Here is an 18,145-nt window from a genome sequence, read left to right on the forward strand (position 1 = left end):
CCTCCTGTTTTGTCATAGAGCATCATGTTACACTACCAATAAATTTGTTCATCCTCTGAAGATGTTGTGTGCAGTCCCTCATTTGCAGGGTGATTAAAATATTCAAAAACGATTGTCAATAGAGCGGTGTCTCCAAAGAAGCCTGTTCCACCAACGTTGCCAACACGCAGGCATTCATCAAGGAACAGGAAGCCAACGGCGGCGGCGACTATCCCGAAGCAGTGCACTCCGCGCTCGAAGCGACATTGCAGAACTTCTCCTGGAACGAATCGGCTCGTTCACGAATTGCATTCTTGATTCTTGACGCTCCCCCACACCATCAGGACAGCATCATCGAAAGCCTCAAGAGTTCCATCACGTTCTACGCCAAGAACGGCATCAAGCTTATTCCCGTAGCCGCAAGCGGCATCGACAAAGATACCGAATCTCTGTTGCGATTCTTCGACATCGTCACGGGCGGCACCTACGTATTCCTCACCGACGACAGCGGCATCGGTTACCCCCATACCGAAGCCTCCGTAGGCGATCACGAGGTAGAAAAGATCGCCGACCTGATGTTGCGACTGATCAAGAAGTACGTAGAATAGAAGGCAATACCAGGTTTTACATTTTCTGATTTCTCTCCCAATTTTGTAAAAGCAAATTTTGTAATCGCGGCTTAACAAGCTACAATTTTTCTTACCAGTTTACCATTTTCTTGTTCCAAATTGTTGTTTTCGCCCCATTTTCACGAATTTGGGGCTTTCAGACCATTTTGGCACGGCTTTTGCAATAAGTTGGGCAAAACAAGAAAACAACCCTAACAAAGGATAGGAACATGAAGCTAATCACAGCTTACATCCAACCCGAACGATTGAACATCGTAAAGCAAGAACTTTACGAAAACAAGATCTACAAGATGTCTGTCACTAACGTTCTTGGCTGCGGCCAGCAGCGCGGTTACAACCAACGTTTCCGCGGTGTGGTAACTGAGGTTAATTTGCTCAAAAAGATCTGCTTGAAGATTGCTGTGAACGACGAATTCGTACAGCCCTGCATCGACGCCATCATCAAGGGCGCACGCACAGGCGCCATCGGCGACGGCAAGATTTTCGTCACTGAACTTGAACAGTGCATCCGCATTCGCACCGGCGAAACTGGCCCGGAGGCAATCGGCTAAGTAAACAGTGATTAGTGGTTAGTGATTAGGAAGCTTCCTGTTTACTAACCACTGCATACTAACCACTACTAAAAGGATTTAAACAATGAACGAAGCAGCAACTGTCGTACCTGTCAGCGACGCCATCTTTATGACAGAAAACATTTGGATCATGATTAGCGCCATGTTGGTGTTTATCATGGGCCTGGGCTTTGCCTGTGTCGAAGCGGGTCTTGTTCGCGCGAAGTGCGCGGCCAACGTCGCATTCAAAAACATCGCGGTTCCCGCCATAGGTATCACGATGTACGCCGCCATCGGCTTTGCCCTCATGTACCCCGGAACGTTCAACGCGATTTCCGGTGTACTTGGATTTGCCGGATTCGGTATCGGTGACTGGGCAGACCCCTCCAAGTTCACCGCCGCCTACAACGGCCACTTCACCCTCTTCACCGACTGGCTGTTCCAGGCGATGTTCGCTGCAACCGCGGCCACCATCGTTTCTGGTGCCGTCGCCGAACGTGTGAAGCTGAACTCCTTCCTCGTCTTCACCGTTGTCTACGTGGCTCTCGTCTACCCCATCGTGGGTAGCTGGACATGGGGCGGCGGCTGGCTTTCCACCATTGGTAAGGCCGGTTTCCATGACCTCGCCGGTTCTACCCTCGTTCACTCCGTGGGCGGCTGGGCCGCTCTCGCCGGTGTCATGATCCTTGGACCGCGTATCGGTAAGTATGTCGGCGGCAAGGTGCACGCCATTCCGGCCCACAACATTCCGCTCGCTACTATCGGCGTGTTCATGCTGTGGTTCGGTTGGTGGGGATTCAACGCCGGTTCTGCACTCTCTGGCGACCCGAAGGCAACTAGCTGGATTCTCGTGACTACGAACCTCGCCGCTGTCGCAGGTATCATTACCGCAACGCTCACCAGCTGGATTGTGTCGAAGAAGCCGGACGCCACCATGGCCCTCAACGGCTGCCTTGCAGGCCTCGTCGCCATCACTGCCGGTGCAGACGTGGTAACCCCGCTTTCTTCCTGGATTATCGGCGCCATCGCCGGTGTGCTCGTGGTCGGAGCAGTCTTCATGTTCGACCGCTTGCACTTGGATGACCCGGTCGGTGCTCTCTCGGTTCACCTGGTGAACGGTGTGTGGGGTACGCTCGCTGTCGGTATCTTTGATATCACTGGCGACTACACCCTCGGCACTCAGGCCATCGGCGTGATCGCTTACGCGGTTCCCTGCTTCGGTGCTGCTAGCCTCATCTTCTACGCTATCAAGAAGACCATGGGACTGCGCGTTACCGAGCGTCAAGAACTCCGCGGCCTCGACCAAAGCGAACACGGACAAGAATCCTACAGCGGATTCCAAATCTTCAGCAACATGTAATTTGGGCGCAAGCAAGAAACTTCATACAGTCACTCAACAGATACACAAGAAGGGAGGTCGCAAGACATCCCTTCTTGTGTATCTATAAAAAAACATTCAAAGGCGACGCCCTACAGACAACTCTGCCGCTCTCCGAACGACCGCTTTGGAACAAAAACCAATTTCATTACATACTAAATGATCACAAGAGAGAACTTAGTATGTAATTTTCAAAAAATGCCAAACAGGCTTACATACTAAACACTCTAAAAAACATTTTAGTATGTAAAAAACAAAAAAAACAGCCTTAAAAACAAGATAAAAACGGTCTTAAAACGACTTTTTTCCTCAAATGAGCCCTAAAAACACTCTTTGACACATCATAATTACATACTAAGCATCTTCAAAAAGAAAATAGTATGTAATGGCAACTGAACAACATCATAAATTACATACTAAACCACATCAAAACAGAGGTTTGTATGTAAAGCCAGTATTTTACCCATCCGAGTGCAAACTGATTGTCGATATTAAACAAAGAAACCGATGGGGACACCCCCACCGGTTTTCTTTGACGGGAAAAACAACAGTTTACTTTCCTGCAATTTCCTTGGCCTTCGCTTCGATTTCGGCGATGGCTTTTTTGCGGCCTTCGGCAGAGTCTTCGTTAGAGAGTACGATGTTCACGAACACGGAGCCAGCGACCACGGCATACACATGCTTGCCGAGCACCTTGGACTGCTCTCCATTGCGGATACCGAAGCCGCCGAGCACCTTGGCGCCACCCTTACCTACGGTATCGATAAAGTCGAGCGTCGCCTGGTCAATCGTGGTTTCGCTACCAGTGGTACCTGCGCGGAGAGCGGCATAGATGTACTTGAAGCCCTTGGAGGACATCGTTTCGAGGCGTTCCTTGGTCATGGAAGGTGCCGCGACCGGGATGTTTTCCAGGCCGTGCTTCTTGCAAGCTTCGGTGAGGCCTTCGTCGCCGTCGAACGGCAGGTCCGGAATGATGCAAGCGGAAACACCCGCATCCTTGCACATCTTGACGAAGTTTTCGACACCCGGCGTAAAGGCGAGGGAGCCGTAAGTCATAATGTAGATGGGCGTTGCGGGGTGACGGTCGTGAATCTGCTTCACGATTTCGAGGCCCTGCTTGGTCGAATAACCCTTGTCAAGAGCAATGGTCGATGCCGTCTGGATGGCGGGACCGTCGGCGCTCGGATCGCTGAAGGCAAGCTGGATTTCAAGGATGTTTGCGCCACCCTTCACAAGAGCGTCGGCGATGGCGATAGAAGTTTCTGCGTCCGGAAACCCGGCAATGAGATGAGACATTAAGTTCATAATTAATTCTCGCGGCTTTGCCGCTGTTGAAAGGTTTTAGTAGCTATGGGGTCGAGCCTTCGGCCCTTTGAGGTGTGAGGTATGAGGTTTGAGCTTTTGCAATCGTAACTTTGCCTCAAAGCGAAACATGCTCAAAGCGGAGCGACCCCAGAGTGCGAAGCACGACCTCATTACCTATTTGTTCATTATCTCCGCATCGTGGATGTCAACCTTGTTGTCGAGGCGCTTGAGTTCGGCCTTCAGGAATTCCTTCCACTTTTCGGGGCGGAACACCGGGCTCGTGATAAAGATGTCCTTGTCGCCGCGGCCACTCATGTTGATGACGAGCGCCTTGTCCTTCGGAAGTTCCTTCGCGATTTTCATAGCGGCGGCGCCAGCGTGAGCACTTTCAAGTGCAAAGAGAATGCCTTCGTTGCGGGCAAAGAACTTCACCGCTTCCAGGGCTTCCTTGTCGAGAATCGCCGTGAATTCTACGCGGCCGGATTCACCGAGGGCGGCAAGCTGCGGGCCGATTCCCATGTAGTCAAGCCCCGCCGAGATGGAACGGGTCGGCAGCGACTGACCGTCTTCGTCAATGAGGAAGCGGCTCTTGTAACCCTGCAGAATGCCTTCGCGACTGGCGTTACCCGTCATGCGGGCTGCATTTTCACCCTTGTTCGGGCCAACACCACCGGCTTCGGCACCGATTAGGCGCACATTCGCATCGTTAATGAACGGAGTGAACACGCCGATAGAGTTGCTACCGCCACCCACGCAAGCGACAACGGCCGCAATGTCGATGTTGCGTTCTGCGGCCTGGCGCTTGACTTCTTCACCGATAATCGACTGGAAGGTGCGAACGATATCCGGGAACGGAGCCGGACCGAGAGCGGAACCCAGTACATAGTGGGTGTTCTTGAAATTCGTAGCCCAGTCGCGCATGGCTTCGTTCACGGCATCCTTAAGAGTGCGGGCACCACTCGTGACCGGCACGACCTTGGCACCGTACATTTCCATGGTCGCCACGTTCGGCTGCTGACGGCGAACGTCCACCTCGCCCATGTACACCACACATTCGAGGCCAAGCTTCGCGCAAGCGGCAGCCGTTGCAAGGCCGTGCTGACCGGCACCCGTTTCGGCAATGATACGGGTCTTGCCCATCTTCTTCGCCAAAAGGCACTGACCGATGGCGTTGTTGATTTTGTGGGCACCGGTGTTGGCAAGGCCTTCAAGCTTGATGTAAATCTGTGCGCCACCCAACAGTTCCGTTGCTGTCGGAGCGTAATACAGCGGCGTTTCGCGGCCAATGTAATCACGCTGAATAATGCGAAGCTCTTCCAGAAATTCCGGATCGTGAATGTACTTGTTGAATGCCGCTTCCAGGTCGTCCAGCGGGCGGCGGATGATTTCGGCAACATACTTGCCGCCGAACTTGTCAAAGAAACCGTTGTCAGAGGTTATGAGGTGTGAGGTCGCGCCTACGGCGCTTTGAGGTGTGGGGGTTATAGTTGCGTGAGTCATTTTGAGCGGAGGGGTTGGGGTTAAAATTCGTAGTTGAGGGGGAAAAATTAAAGGCCTTCGGGAGTCCGAAAGCCTTTTTCAATTCTTGGTTGCAAACACTTGATGAAAACAGCAAAACGGACTCTATTTAGTAGAGCCCCACCACCAACGGTTGAAACGAATTGCTGAAATCATCTTCATATGTACTAATTTAGGAATATCACTTTAATATGACAAGGGATTCAGCGATAAAAATAAAGATTTTTCATCCTTTTCACAAAATGTAACAATACTAACAAATGAACAAAAAAAAAGAAAGACACTCATTTTCCAGAGAGCCTTTCACTAAACACTTGATGAAAAGGGCAATTCCTAAATCCCGATTCGTGAGAACTTCGCTGTAGAGAGCCGAAGCGGATTGCCTCATTTCATCTTTATGTTCCTAATATACATAATAACTCATTGACTGTCAATAGGTTAACGATCATTTTTTGTAAAAAAATCTTCTGCAATTTACTCAAAACAATCCAAAATCGACCATTTGGAGCGAATACCAGGCACAAGCCCCCGTGATTCTAATCATATCATCGATTTCGAGTTCTCAAAAAATTTGGAAATAGACGCTCGTTTTATTATATTTACATTGACATAGTTTAGAGTTCGCTCTTATTCGGACAGCTGGAAAACGACCAAAATTTCATCGTCTAGGAATAAGGCCGATTACTCACACCCCGTGGTGTGGGTCGTTTGTGCCTATTAGACGATAAGGTTTACTTGGTCGTTACCTCAGCTGTTTAGGGCACCTGCGATTCCACACTTTTTTTGTTTGGATTGCATCCTTGAACAAGACGAACTCCGCAGTAGAATTTTTCAAAAAACGGAGATTACATGAAATCGAACCAAATCTTGGGCATTGCAAGCCTCCTCACTCTGGGAGTTCTCCCTTTCCTCGCCGCCTGCAGTAGCGACGAAAGCAGCACATTTTCACCCAATATTCCTGAATTCAGCGCAATAAGCAGTTCTAGCAAAGCAAGCAGTTCAAGCGCTAAAAAAACAAGCGTGAAAACAACCTTTGAGCTAGGGAGCTGCTCCTATGAGAACGACGGTGAACAAATCTACGTTTCAAGCGAAAACGACTACTACACTTGTACCTACAGCTACACAAACTATGACTACACCTGGATCGGAGAAAAAGTTAAAAGCTCCAGCAGCTCTACCAAATCTTCTAGCAGTGTCAACACATTCACAAACGTTTCTGATGTATGGAACGGCAAAATGGTTAAGCCTTCGACCGAATATATCGACGGCAAGACCTACATGCTCATCTACACTGCCGAAGAACTCGCCTACTTCGCCGACCAGGTGACCAACAAGGGTGAAGAAAAGATCAACGCAAAGTTGATGAAGCACATCCGCCTCAACCCCGACAACATGGTCGACGAAAAAGGAAACCTCCTAATTTCGCAAAGCAAGCTTAACGAATGGACTCCCATTGGCGGCGGCACGAACAAAATCATGTATAAAGGAACTTTCGACGGTAATGGCTACATGGTTTCGGGCATTTACGTCAACAAGCCCGCCTTCGAACGCGCAGGCTTCATCGGCACCCTCGGCGGCACGAGCACCAGCGACAGCGGACATGTCATGTTCCTTGGAATCGAAAACTCTTACATTGTCGGTGGCGAACAGGTCGGTGGCATTGTCGGCAGAATGAACTACTCGGAAGTCCAACAAGTATTCAATAGAAAGTCCTATGTGAAGGGCACCAAGTATGTCGGCGGCATTGTCGGCTACAAAAATAACGGATGGCTCTACTATTCCTATAATTCAGGTATGGTCGTTTCTTCGGAAGACCGCGCCTCGGGTATCGCCGGCTACAATGCAAATGTGTCCACATCAGTTATCGTCTCTTACAATGTGGGATTCCTCATTGCACCGAACAAGGGTACTACGGCAGGCATTTCTACAACGGCAAACAGCTCTAAGGACTGTTTCTACATCGACCAAGATGACCGCGAAATCGTTGCCAACGGCGCTGCTGAAAAAACGGAATATTTCTTGTCAAGCGAAGATTTTGTAAGCACCCTGAACGGACTTTCCTTCAGCAACATCTGGACTACCGATGATGACGAAGTAAATGACGACTACCCCGTATTCAAATGGGAAAAGATCCGATACTAAAACAAACCTTATTTCAAGGGCTTCTTAATTAACAAGAAGCCTTCTGAATTCATATTTACACATGTAATCCTAGAGAGTTTATATGATCAAACACGCATCCAATTTTGTCATGGGAGGTCTTTTCCTCCTCGGAATTTCACTAACCGCTTGCTCTGGTGAAAATGGAGCCGAAGGTCGCGACGCAGATCCGGTGAACATTGACTCCCTGGCAACGGCTATCCGCAACGAGATTTCGGACAACCTCCGCGACACCCTCACCTCCATCCGCGAAGACGCAACCGGAACACTATGGGACACCCTCTACGCAGAACCTTACGTAGACACCGTATACAAGATTCTTTTCGACAACGCCTACGGCACCGCCTGGATGGATTCAACACGGCAATCCCTGCTAGACAGCCTCAATCAGGCTAATTACGACTCCCTTTATCAGGAACTCTACGAGCAGGTCTATGCGGACATCTATTCGCAAACCGTCACCAGGCAGCTTGACGCATTCTCCTGGACATCCAAGGACGACATCTATTTAGCTTTCGCCAACCAATATCCCCTGATGTATAATGGATTCGTCGGAGACAAGGGCGAACCACATCCCGTCCCCATCTCCATAAAAGTCAGAAACCAGTGCGCCGCAAGGTCAGACAAATCCGTTCCTTGCAACTGGAAAAAGATCATGGTCAAGGCCTGGATCACCGACTGGACCGATACGGGAAGCGTCACCGGATTCGTAAATCCCGATACCGCGAACATTTTCGCCCCCGCACTGACATTTGACATGAGCAAGGCCGTCACACTGACCGCCCCCCAACAAGCCAATATCCAAATTCAGGCCTACGCCCTGGAGAACGACCACGAAATTCTGTTCTACTCCGCATCCGAGCCGACCACGCTTCACCCCGTACAAATCAACGGATGGGAACTGAAAGGCGTTCAAAATAAGAACTGGTGGTATGGAGTTTGGGTCACTCCCAACATGGATTCCATCCCGAATATTCTGAATGACCTGAAGAAGAAACTCCCCGAAGGATCCGTAAAGATTTACCAGAAATACAGCGACGACGAAACTATCGCCGAAAGTTCCAAACGCGTCGTCAAGGCTGTCTACGAAGTTCTGCAAGCAAGAAAAATCACCTATCTCCAGAACAACGGTGCAGGAAGTACCGGACAAAAAATAAACTATCCCATCGAAGTTCTCCGCAGCCGCGACGGTCTGTGCATCGAGACAGCCGCCCTGTTCGCGTCCATCTTGGAAGCATTAGGAATGCAGGTCTTCATCGTCAACATTCCTGAACACGCCTTTGTTGGGTGGCGCACCGACAAAAACAGCAATACATTGGATTTTGTCGAAACCACATTGATTGGCGGCGAATCTACGTTCTCTTACGCAAACAAGTCCGGCATAGACAAATTCAACGCACAGAAAGAAGCCGGAAACTTTGAATCCGGCGAAGCAGAACTCATCGACATCGAAGCCGTCCGCAAGTACGGCATCATGCCTAACGATATTCCGTAGTAAATTTTCTAGATTTTTTCAAAAACAAAAACCGCCGATTCAATCAAATCGACGGTTTCTTTTTTTTTAAGTTCGCAACTAAAGAGAAGTCAACGCAGCGAATAGTGCTTTCAGCTTTTCACTATTTTTTATTCCAGGAGCATCCTCGACACCGCTCAACACATCGATAAGTTCGGGCGAAAACTTTCCAACGAGTTCAGCGACATTCGTCGGGGTGATGCCACCAGCGAGCCAAAGAGGGATATCCCCCGCTTTTTCGCGAAGCAAGTTTTCGGGAATGGTCTTGCCCGTGCCGCCTGGGATTCCTTCGACTTTCGCATCCAAGAGAATGCGGGGTTCGCCTTTTGCACGCAGGGCGGCCACCTTGTCGAAATCCGATTCTTCACCGATGCGGGCGGCGCAGTAGTAGGGAATTCCAATTTTATTTGTCCCTTCGACAAGCTCAGGGACCTTATCATCCGCCAGCTCCAGGCACTTTGTCGGCTCGATTCCGTGAAGCTGCACCGCATCAAGCACACCTTCGCGGACGAGCTTGATGGCGGTCTTGCCTTCGGGGGATTCCGGGTCGGTAATGACACCCACGAGGAGCGGGACTGGATTCCCTCCCGCGCGAAGCTTGGTCGAGAATGACTTTACGAATTCTTCAGTGGTCAAGCGCTTCGTCGTACTGAAAACAAAACCGAGCATGTCCGCCCCGAGTTCAGCCGCAAGCATTCCGTCTTCGACACGGGTGATGCCGCAGATCTTTACGAGGGGACGGTTACGGTGCAACGGTTCTGCAAAAGGTTGGTGAGCTTGCCGAACCCCACCGACCTTAAATGGTCCTTGATTGGTACGCTGAGCCTGCCAAAGGGCTGCAAACTTTTTCCAAAAATAGCCACGAGCATTTTCGCGACCGCTTTCGAAAGCAGAAACAACATCCTTTGCAAGCGCAGGATTCTTCGCAACCGCCTCCCCCACGAGAATTCCCGTAAAGCCAAGGCTACGCGCATAGTCGGCGTCGGCCGGCGTGTGGACACCCGACTCAAACACAGCCTTCGCAGGAAGCTTGCTACGCACCGACGCGGGAATCAGCGGGTCGGTGCGGAAAGTGGCGAGGTCGCGGGAATTCACGCCTGCGACAATGGTTTTCGCGGCGTCTGCCCCGAGTGCGCTCGTGACAACCGAAAGCTTGCGGAAGTCATCTTTTTCGCGAACTTCCACGAAAGCCTGTATGTCAAAAGACTGCGCACGCTTCGCCATGCGTACAAGTTGTTCGTCATCCAAGATGCGGGCAATCAAAAGAACAGCATCGGCGCCGCAACGGAACGCGACATCGATTTCGTCTTCGTAGAGCAAGAAATCCTTGCGGAGCACGGCGCAGGCGTGTAGCCCCTGCTGGCGGCGCTTTTCCATCAGGTCTGCAACCGCAATCAAGTCGCGGAGCGAGCCTTTAAAGAAATTGCCTTCGGTCAGCACCGAAACCGCCTGGGCATGGGCTTCGGCATATATCGTCGCGAGCCCTACCGGGTCCAAATCCGGAGCGATGTCGCCTTTGGATGGCGATGCCCGCTTGACTTCGAGAATCGCACCGGCGTTCCCGAGGAATTCTGTATGACCTACGCGACGCTTTTCCGGAATTTCGATACCGAAATTTAGTCCCAGCCGCTCGATATCCGCGCGACGTTTCTCCACGATTGTTTGCAGTATATCAGACATGTAGATTGTCATGACCGGTGGATCCTATCGGCCTGCGGCCTCCAGGATGACAGGGCATCTCCTTTACGAATTCGTTGCAACCTTGACTTCCTCAATCTTTTGCAGGACCGAGCCATCTTCCATCGCCTTCATGGCCTTGTCGAAGCCTTCCTTGAGGCTGGCAGCTTTCTTGCTGATGTAGAGGGCGGCACCGGCATTCAGGGCGCAGGCGTACTTGATGCCCGGGCGGCCCTTGCCGTTCAGCACGTCGAGAGCGAGGTTGAAGTTGTCGACACCCGTACCGCCGGCGAGGTCTTCGGGATCCACGGAGGGGATGCCGAAGTCCTTGGGGTCGATGCGGTAAGTCTTGTACTCGCCATCTTCCAGGATTTCGGCGATGGTCGTCGGCACGCAGGGAGAAATTTCGTCGTAGCCGTCGTCACTGATGGCGACCATCACACGCTTCGCGCCGAGGGCCTTTGCCGCCTTGGTGAAGGGTTCCAGTACGGTCGTACTATAGACGCCGAGCATCAGGTACTTGGCTTCGGCCGGGTTCGTGAGGGGGCCGAGCAGGTTCATGATGGTCTTTACGCCGAGAACGCCGCGAACCGGGCCGGCAAAACGCATGGCGCTGTGGTAAACAGGCGCCATCAGGAACACAAAGTTCGTCTTGTCGATGACGCTTGCAGCTTTGTCCGGAGTCATGTCAAGCTTGAAGCCTGCAGCCGTATAGAAGTCGGCGGCGCCGGACTTACTAGAGACGGCGCGGTTACCGTGCTTTGCAATCTTTGCGCCACAGCTTGCAGCAATCAGGCCGGAAAGCGAACTTACGTTAAAGCTGCCCTTGCCGTCGCCGCCGGTACCCACAATGTCGGTGAGTTCGTCGCCGCTGTAGGGGAACTTGCGCTTCTTGCTGCTGAGTACCTTCGCGCAGCCGGCGATTTCGTCGGCAACAGGCCCCTTGCTGGAAAGTGCGGTCAGGATAGCGGCCATCTGGCGTTCGTCCATAATGCCGTCGGTCAAGTCTTCCATGAACATTTCGGCAGTTTCGCGGCTCAAGTCCTTGCCTTCGGTAAGCGTATTCAAAATGCCGCGCACATCGAGAGGTTCGCGACGGTAGTTGAGGAACGCCTTGAAGAATTCGTCGGCGCGACCGCTAGCAATAGATTCCGGATGGAACTGCACGCCTTCAATGGGGAGCGTCTTGTGGCGAATGCCCATGATGTCGCCGTCGGTAGCGCGGGCGGTCACTTCAAAATCGCTCGGGAGCGTTGATTCGTCGATGACCAGGCTGTGGTAACGCGTGAAGATGTTCTTCTTGCCGATGGTTCGGAAGAGTCCCTTGCCGTCGAGGTCGATTTCTTCGGCGATGCCGTGCTTGATAAACTTGGCCTGCACAATCTTTGCACCAAAGGCATAACCGATGGCCTGGTGGCCGAGGCACACGCCGAGAATCGGGAGCTTGCCCGCAAAGTGCTTGATGGCTTCCACGGAGATACCCGCATCTTCGGGGCGGCCCGGACCCGGGCTCACAATGAGGCGGCTCGGGGAGAGCTTTTCGATGTCGGCGATGGTGCATTCGCGGCTACGGAGCACGCGGATTTCTTCATTAGTGATTTTTGCCAACGCCTGATAGACGTTGTAAGTAAAAGAGTCGTAGTTGTCGATGATGATAATCATAGTGAAAATCCTTTGTTCAATGTGTGGAGAGCGCTCAAACCTCAGAGGACCGCAGGTCCGACCTAATTCTCCCCCTCCAGTACAGCTCTGATTGCTCCGAGCTTTTCGTTCGTTTCTTCGAATTCGCGATCGGCGTTGCTGGCCGCGACAATGCCGCCACCGGCCTGCAGGCTAATGGTCTTGCCCTGCTTGAGGCAGCAACGGATGGCGATGCAGAAATCCAAGTCGCCGTCGGATTCCATATAGCCTACGGCACCCGCATAGAAGCGACGCTTGACCTTTTCGAGGCCAGAAAGAATTTCAATCGCGCTGATTTTCGGGGCGCCGCTCACCGTACCTGCCGGGAAGCTGGAGCGCAGCACTTCGATGGCCTTCTTGGTCTTGGAGACCTTACCCTGCACGTCAGAGACCAGGTGAATCACGTGGCTGAACTTTTCGCATTCCATGTACTTGGTGGTTTCCACCGTACCCGCTTCGCAAACGCGGCCCAGGTCGTTACGAGCCAAGTCCACGAGCATCAGATGTTCGGCGCGTTCCTTCGGGTCGCCCTTCAGGTTCTTCATCAGGGCTTCATCTTCGGCATCGTCCTTGCCGCGGCGGCGGGTGCCTGCAATCGGGTGAATGGTCGCAACGCCTTCACGCACACGCACGAGGCTTTCGGGCGAGGCACCGATAAACTGATGCGTACCGTAATCGAGGAAGAACATGTACGGAGACGGGTTTACCGTGCGGAGGCGGCGGTAAATGTCAAGTGCTTCGATATCGCTTGCAAACTGGATGCGGCGGGACGGTACGGCCTGCACGATGTTGCCTGCGATGATGTGCTTCTGCAGGGCTTCGACCTTTTCCACGTATTCCTTGCGGGACTGTTCCAGGTCGGTCATCGTAATGCCCTTGCCGTACTGCTGTTCGGGGGCGAGGTAGCTAAAGTCGAGGTCAGCAAGGCGGGCCTTCACCTTTTCAATGGCAGCCTTCAAGTCGATCTGGTGTTCTTCATAATTCAGGGCGAACAGGTGAAGCTTTTCGGTAAAGTGGTCGAACACGATGTAGATGTGCCCCACCAAGAATTCCGCCTCGGGGATGTTGAGTTCGTCCACCTGCGGGGCGAGGCGAATGGTATCGCAACGGGCGCAGAATTCGTAGCCGAGGTAGCCCACGCCCGAAGAGGGAATAGGAATCTGGTTAGGCGGCACCGTATTTTCAGCCGAAATCAGCGTCAGGGCATCAAGAATATCGCCCTCGCCTTCCTTCAAAAACACGCTTTCCTTGCCATCGACAACGATGCTTACGTTCTTGTCGTTCTGGCGCAGACGGAAGCCTTCGTCCACCATCAGGGTCGAATAGCGGCTACGACCGTGGGAGAAACTTGCGGATTCGAAAATAGCCTTCGCACCGAGCTTCTTGCCCAGCGAAAACGGGGTGTAACGTTCACCGGGGAGCGCCACGTAGATGCTGTCGGTACGCGGCTCGTAACCCGGTTGTTCTGTAATGTGCTTGATCTTGTTGGTCATTTTGATCCTCTGGTTTTAAAGGTCTGGGGTATGAGGTCGCTCGCAAGCTCGCTTTGAGGCATAGGGAATTGAATTCTCTGGAGCAACGAGGGCTATATCCATTCTGTTTAAACTTTTGCGTTCCTTGGTTTAGGGTTCCGCAAAGGCTTTGGTCCCGGAGGATTTCAATGATTTTGGTAAAAGAGAAAGGCCTCCGTGAGTCCGGAAGCCTTTGCTTTAAAATCTTGGGTGATTTGCGACAAATACCGGGCTCTATGTCAGAGTCCGCGCCACCAACGACGGTTCAGGGTTGCACATGTCACAAAATTCATCATGGCACCAAAAATATCAAACGAAAATTCCCTTGGCAAGGGGTTACTCAAAAAATTTTCATTTTTTAAGAGCCCCCTTTAAGTCCATCCAGATCAAGCCTTTGAAAACCTGCTCAGGAACTGCGCCAGGCGCTCGTTGCCCGATTCGCGGAACACGTGGTCGGGAGTACCCTGTTCCACGATGACACCGCCATCCATAAAGATGACTTTGTCGGCCACATCGCGGGCAAAGGCCATCTCGTGAGTCACGATGACCATGGTCATCTTGTCTTCGGCCAGTTTCTTGATAATCTTGAGCACTTCGCCGGTAAGTTCCGGGTCCAAGGCACTCGTCGGCTCGTCAAAGAAAAGTATCTTCGGGTTCATCGCGAGCGCGCGGGCAATGGACACGCGCTGCTGCTGGCCGCCGCTGAGTTCGCAGGGGTAAGCCTTCTCCTTGCCTTCGAGGCCCATCCGCTTGAGCAGGAATCGTCCCATAGCGCGGGCATCCTTGCGGTCGTCCCCCAGCACACGCACCGGAGCGAGGCAAAGGTTCTGCAGCACAGTCAGGTGCGGGAACAAGTTGAAGTTCTGGAACACGAGCCCCGTAGAAAGTCGAATATCGCGGAGCGTTTTCGCCGGCGCATACTTGACTGCCGACCCCTTCGCCGAAACGCCAGGTACCACCATGTCCTTGCCGTTGACCTGCACCAGGCCGCCGTCAACCGTTTCGAGCTGGGTAAGGCAGCGCAACAGCGTACTCTTGCCGGAACCGCTGGGTCCGATAATCGAGAGCACCTCGCCCGCCTTCAGGTCAAACGAGATATCCTTGAGCACATGCAAGTCGCCAAAGGACTTCTTGACGTGTTCTACCTTGAGGATCGGCGCAGATTCATTCACGTTTTCCATTCCACACCTCACTTATAGTAATTGAGCTTGCGTTCCACGTAGGCGAAAAGCACGCTCAGCAAAAGGTTCGCCACATAGTAGAATACGCCCGCCACAAACAGCGGGTAAATGCTCGCGTAGGCGGCCTGCTGTTTCTTGGCCAGCGCAAAAAGTTCCGTCACCGCAATCACCTGCGCAAGGGAAGTGTCCTTCACCAGCGTAATGACTTCGTTTGCGCTGGCGGGAACCACGCGTTTGACCACCTGCGGGAGGATAATGCGGAAGAACGTCTGCGTGCGGGTCATGCCCAGCATGTAGGCCGCCTCGTACTGCCCCTTGGGTATGGACTGAATGCCTCCGCGGAAAATTTCGGCAAAGTAAGCCGCATAGTTTATCGAAAACGCCACAATCACCGCCGGGAAGCGGTCAAAGGAAAAATCCACGCCCGCATATTCGCTCAGGTAGTACGAGCCGAAATAAATCGCCACAATCTGGAGCAGCAAGGGAGTGCCGCGCATCACCGAGATGTAGAACGACACCGGGTAGCGCACCACACGCCACTTGCTCATCTTCAGAACCGCGATGAGCAGACCCAGCGGAATAGAGAACAGGAGCGTAAGCCCGAAAATGGCGAGCGTCGTGCAGAAGCCGCCCCAGAGAATCGGGAAAAGCGTTGATAGTTCCGACATGAATAACCTCAGAGGCGCACTGCGCCTAAACGATACTTGGCAACTTGTTGCCCTAGTAGAGTTATGCCCTTTGGGTAGACCTCATACCACAAAGCTCCCGCAGGGAGCGACCTCACACCTATTTGCCGAACCACTTGGCAGAGATTTCGTCGAACTTGCCGTCGGCCTTCATGGCGGCCAAGGTGGAATTCACGGCATCGCGCAGGGCCTGGTCTTTTTTGCGGAAACCCACGGCATAGACTTCGTCGGAGAGGCCTTCCTCGAGCACCGTGTAGTCCTTCGCGTTCGTCACAATCCAGTACTTGGCCACGATTTCGTCCAGGAACACGGCATCCACGCCGCCCTTGTCCAAATCCATGAGTGCCGTCTGGTTGTCGTCAAACGGGACGATTTCCTTGGCGGCCTTACCCGCTTCGGAGGCATCCAGGAGCTTCTGGGCGGTAGAGCCGTTCTGCACGGCAATCTTCTTGCCGGCGAGTGCCGCGAGATTTGCAAGCGCCTTGTCCTTCACTGTAAAAATCATGCGGTTCTTGAGGTACGGGTCGCTCAGGTTCATGGCCTTCGCGCGGGCGCTGTCCACGCTCATGCCGTTCCAGATGCAGTCAATCTTGCCGGTGTTCAGTTCCTGTTCCTTCGCGTCCCACGAAATCGGCTGCGTCTTGAGCTTCACGCCCAGGCGCGCACAAACTTCGGTAGCGAGGTCGATATCGAAACCCACGATGTTGTTGTCCTTGTCTCGGAAACCCATCGGCGGGAAGGAATCGTCGAGGCCGAGCACGAACTCGCCCGCCGCCTTCACCTTGTTCAGGGATTCATCGGCCTGTGCTTTGGATTCCGCCTTCTGGTCGTTACAGGCAGAAAGAACCGCGGCACACGCAACCGCCGCAAACATCGCTAAAAGCTTTTTCATCTTGAAGTCCTCTTTTTGATTTACAAGAGAAATATAGAAAAAGGGCCGCATTCTAGTGAATACGGATAATCAAGCAGCCCTTTTATTTAACGCCTGAATGATTCAAGGAGTTCCATGACGTTGGCTGCATCCTGTTCAGCTTCATCCCAGATCTGGTCGATATAGGGATTTCTTGAATTACCAACTCCTCATCTGGCTCAAGAATTCTTCCTTGGTGTAGGCGCCTTCGACGTTGCGTTCCTCGTACACTAAGCAATAACGATAGTCGTTCCCGGCTTTTGACGCCCAAAGGTTCCCAAGTTCAATTTTCTTAGCGGCATCCAAGTGGTCGCCCTTGGTTTCCAGCAGAACGATTTTTCCTTTTTTCGTCTTGATGATAAAATCAGGATAGTGGTTGATGAACCCGTTGATGCAGAAATCAGCCCGTTCCTTGTTGCGGGTCCAGAATTCTACGTTATCCAGGTTTGCGAGTTCATTTACGACTTCCGCTTCAAAATTGTTGAAACTTTCTTCCGGTTCGTACAGCCCTTTAGCGATGCTCTTGCCCTTTGCTGAGTAGGGTTTCTGTTTTTTGAATGTATAGGTCGGCTTTAAAATGATTTTGTCTGTATCGACTTTGCTAAGGAATTCTTTGTGAACATAAGCATCGGCATGATTCTGTATGGCTGCCTTGATTTTTGCCGCGTATGGAGTGGAGTTGTTCAGCATGTGGTTGAATGCTGTATCATTGAACGATTCCAGGACGCGTTCAATGTATATCTTGATTTCCTGGTCGGGAATGGGGTACATTTTTCCGACAAGCCCCACTAGCAATTCGGCGCATTTTTTGCGTTTACTTTCGACATCCTTGATACTTAAAATCCATTGCGCGAGACTTGTTTGAACATCCTTCCCTACTTTGCAGAATGTCGGAATATTGTCCTTGGTATTTTCGTCCAAATCGACCTTGTATATTTCCGCATCTACGTTGTCAAAGTTGATAGATGTATTGCAGGTGCGAAGCGGGAATTTTTTCAAGAGCATATCCTTTTCAAATTCCATTTCGCGAAGACCGAACAAGTCGTTTTCAATGCCATCCATGTTCATAAAGAATTTAGGCAGGCAAATTCCACTTGCACTTTCGATGAAGTTTTCCTTGATGTGGGCGTTTTTCACTAGACCCTCCAATCCTGCAGGTGTCGGGGCGACTCCAGAAGATTTACTCTCCTGGATTTGCTTTTCCATCGTTTCGTTTTCTTGCCTTGCCAAGCGTTCTATGTCTTGCACGGCAGGGCTTGCAGGACAAATACTTGCCCTAGGATTCCAGCTTGTTGCAGGCGGCGTGATTCCACCAAAACTACTTCCCGAAGGCTCTTGCGTTTCCTGTGAAACAGGCGACAACAAATCGACTGGTGGCGGTGCGACAGGAGCCGCACTAAGCGAATCATTGTTTATTACCTGCGTATCCGCAATTCTGTAGTCCTTGCCGCTGAAGCCAGCACGGTT

13 protein-coding genes and 1 pseudogene are annotated in these 18,145 nt (G+C 52.0%); 5 read left to right on the forward strand and 9 right to left on the reverse strand.

Going from position 1 to position 18,145, the window contains the following annotated elements; translation table 11 throughout:
• Positions 1 to 245 precede the first annotated feature (245 nt).
• From Q0P86_RS14265 to Q0P86_RS14275, 3 genes are all read left to right on the forward strand, one after another.
• Complete coding sequence (locus tag Q0P86_RS14265; protein ID WP_295040368.1) at positions 246 to 587, forward strand: hypothetical protein; 342 nt, start codon at positions 246 to 248, stop codon at positions 585 to 587.
• Between the two features lie 230 nt (positions 588 to 817).
• Positions 818 to 1,159 carry a P-II family nitrogen regulator gene (locus Q0P86_RS14270; RefSeq protein WP_072978785.1) on the forward strand — a complete coding sequence of 114 codons (342 nt, stop codon included), beginning with the start codon at positions 818 to 820 and terminating at the stop codon, positions 1,157 to 1,159.
• An 85-nt stretch (positions 1,160 to 1,244) separates the two neighbouring features.
• Complete coding sequence (locus Q0P86_RS14275; protein ID WP_294115346.1) at positions 1,245 to 2,519, forward strand: ammonium transporter; 1,275 nt, start codon at positions 1,245 to 1,247, stop codon at positions 2,517 to 2,519.
• A 570-nt stretch (positions 2,520 to 3,089) separates the two neighbouring features.
• Here the strand turns inward: Q0P86_RS14275 and trpA are convergent.
• On the reverse strand, positions 3,090 to 3,833 hold the full coding sequence (trpA, locus tag Q0P86_RS14280; protein WP_295040371.1) for a tryptophan synthase subunit alpha: 744 nt from the start codon (positions 3,831 to 3,833) through the stop codon (positions 3,090 to 3,092).
• 183 nt (positions 3,834 to 4,016) lie between these two features.
• Complete coding sequence (gene trpB, locus Q0P86_RS14285; RefSeq protein ID WP_294115349.1) at positions 4,017 to 5,342, reverse strand: tryptophan synthase subunit beta; 1,326 nt, start codon at positions 5,340 to 5,342, stop codon at positions 4,017 to 4,019.
• Between the two features lie 867 nt (positions 5,343 to 6,209).
• Here trpB and Q0P86_RS14290 point away from each other — a divergent pair.
• Positions 6,210 to 7,502, forward strand: a complete 1,293-nt coding sequence (locus Q0P86_RS14290) for a hypothetical protein (RefSeq protein WP_295040373.1) — start codon at positions 6,210 to 6,212, stop codon at positions 7,500 to 7,502.
• Between the two features lie 82 nt (positions 7,503 to 7,584).
• Positions 7,585 to 9,015: a transglutaminase family protein gene (locus Q0P86_RS14295; RefSeq protein ID WP_295040374.1), complete on the forward strand. Its 1,431-nt coding sequence runs from the start codon at positions 7,585 to 7,587 to the stop codon at positions 9,013 to 9,015.
• A 78-nt stretch (positions 9,016 to 9,093) separates the two neighbouring features.
• Here Q0P86_RS14295 and Q0P86_RS14300 read toward each other — a convergent pair whose 3' ends face one another.
• The 7 genes and pseudogenes from Q0P86_RS14300 to Q0P86_RS14330 form a co-directional block, all read right to left on the reverse strand.
• Positions 9,094 to 10,689, reverse strand: a complete 1,596-nt coding sequence (locus tag Q0P86_RS14300) for a bifunctional indole-3-glycerol phosphate synthase/phosphoribosylanthranilate isomerase (protein ID WP_295040376.1) — start codon at positions 10,687 to 10,689, stop codon at positions 9,094 to 9,096.
• 87 nt (positions 10,690 to 10,776) lie between these two features.
• A complete protein-coding gene (locus Q0P86_RS14305) occupies positions 10,777 to 12,372 on the reverse strand; it encodes a bifunctional anthranilate synthase component II/anthranilate phosphoribosyltransferase (RefSeq protein ID WP_295040378.1) in 1,596 nt (531 codons plus the stop codon).
• A 62-nt stretch (positions 12,373 to 12,434) separates the two neighbouring features.
• On the reverse strand, positions 12,435 to 13,883 hold the full coding sequence (locus Q0P86_RS14310) for an anthranilate synthase component I family protein (RefSeq protein ID WP_295040380.1): 1,449 nt from the start codon (positions 13,881 to 13,883) through the stop codon (positions 12,435 to 12,437).
• A gap of 404 nt (positions 13,884 to 14,287) precedes the next feature.
• Positions 14,288 to 15,082, reverse strand: coding sequence for an amino acid ABC transporter ATP-binding protein (locus Q0P86_RS14315; RefSeq protein WP_295040381.1), 795 nt, complete (start codon positions 15,080 to 15,082; stop codon positions 14,288 to 14,290).
• Between the two features lie 8 nt (positions 15,083 to 15,090).
• Positions 15,091 to 15,750 (reverse strand): amino acid ABC transporter permease, encoded by a 660-nt coding sequence (locus tag Q0P86_RS14320; protein WP_295040382.1) that lies wholly within the window; start codon positions 15,748 to 15,750, stop codon positions 15,091 to 15,093.
• A gap of 118 nt (positions 15,751 to 15,868) precedes the next feature.
• Complete coding sequence (locus Q0P86_RS14325) at positions 15,869 to 16,660, reverse strand: amino acid ABC transporter substrate-binding protein (protein WP_072978796.1); 792 nt, start codon at positions 16,658 to 16,660, stop codon at positions 15,869 to 15,871.
• Positions 16,661 to 16,837: 177 nt separating this feature from the next.
• Positions 16,838 to 18,145, reverse strand: a pseudogene (locus Q0P86_RS14330) (restriction endonuclease); the annotation flags it as partial.

It is taken from the genome of uncultured Fibrobacter sp., from assembly GCF_946062555.1.
GTDB lineage: Bacteria > Fibrobacterota > Fibrobacteria > Fibrobacterales > Fibrobacteraceae > Fibrobacter.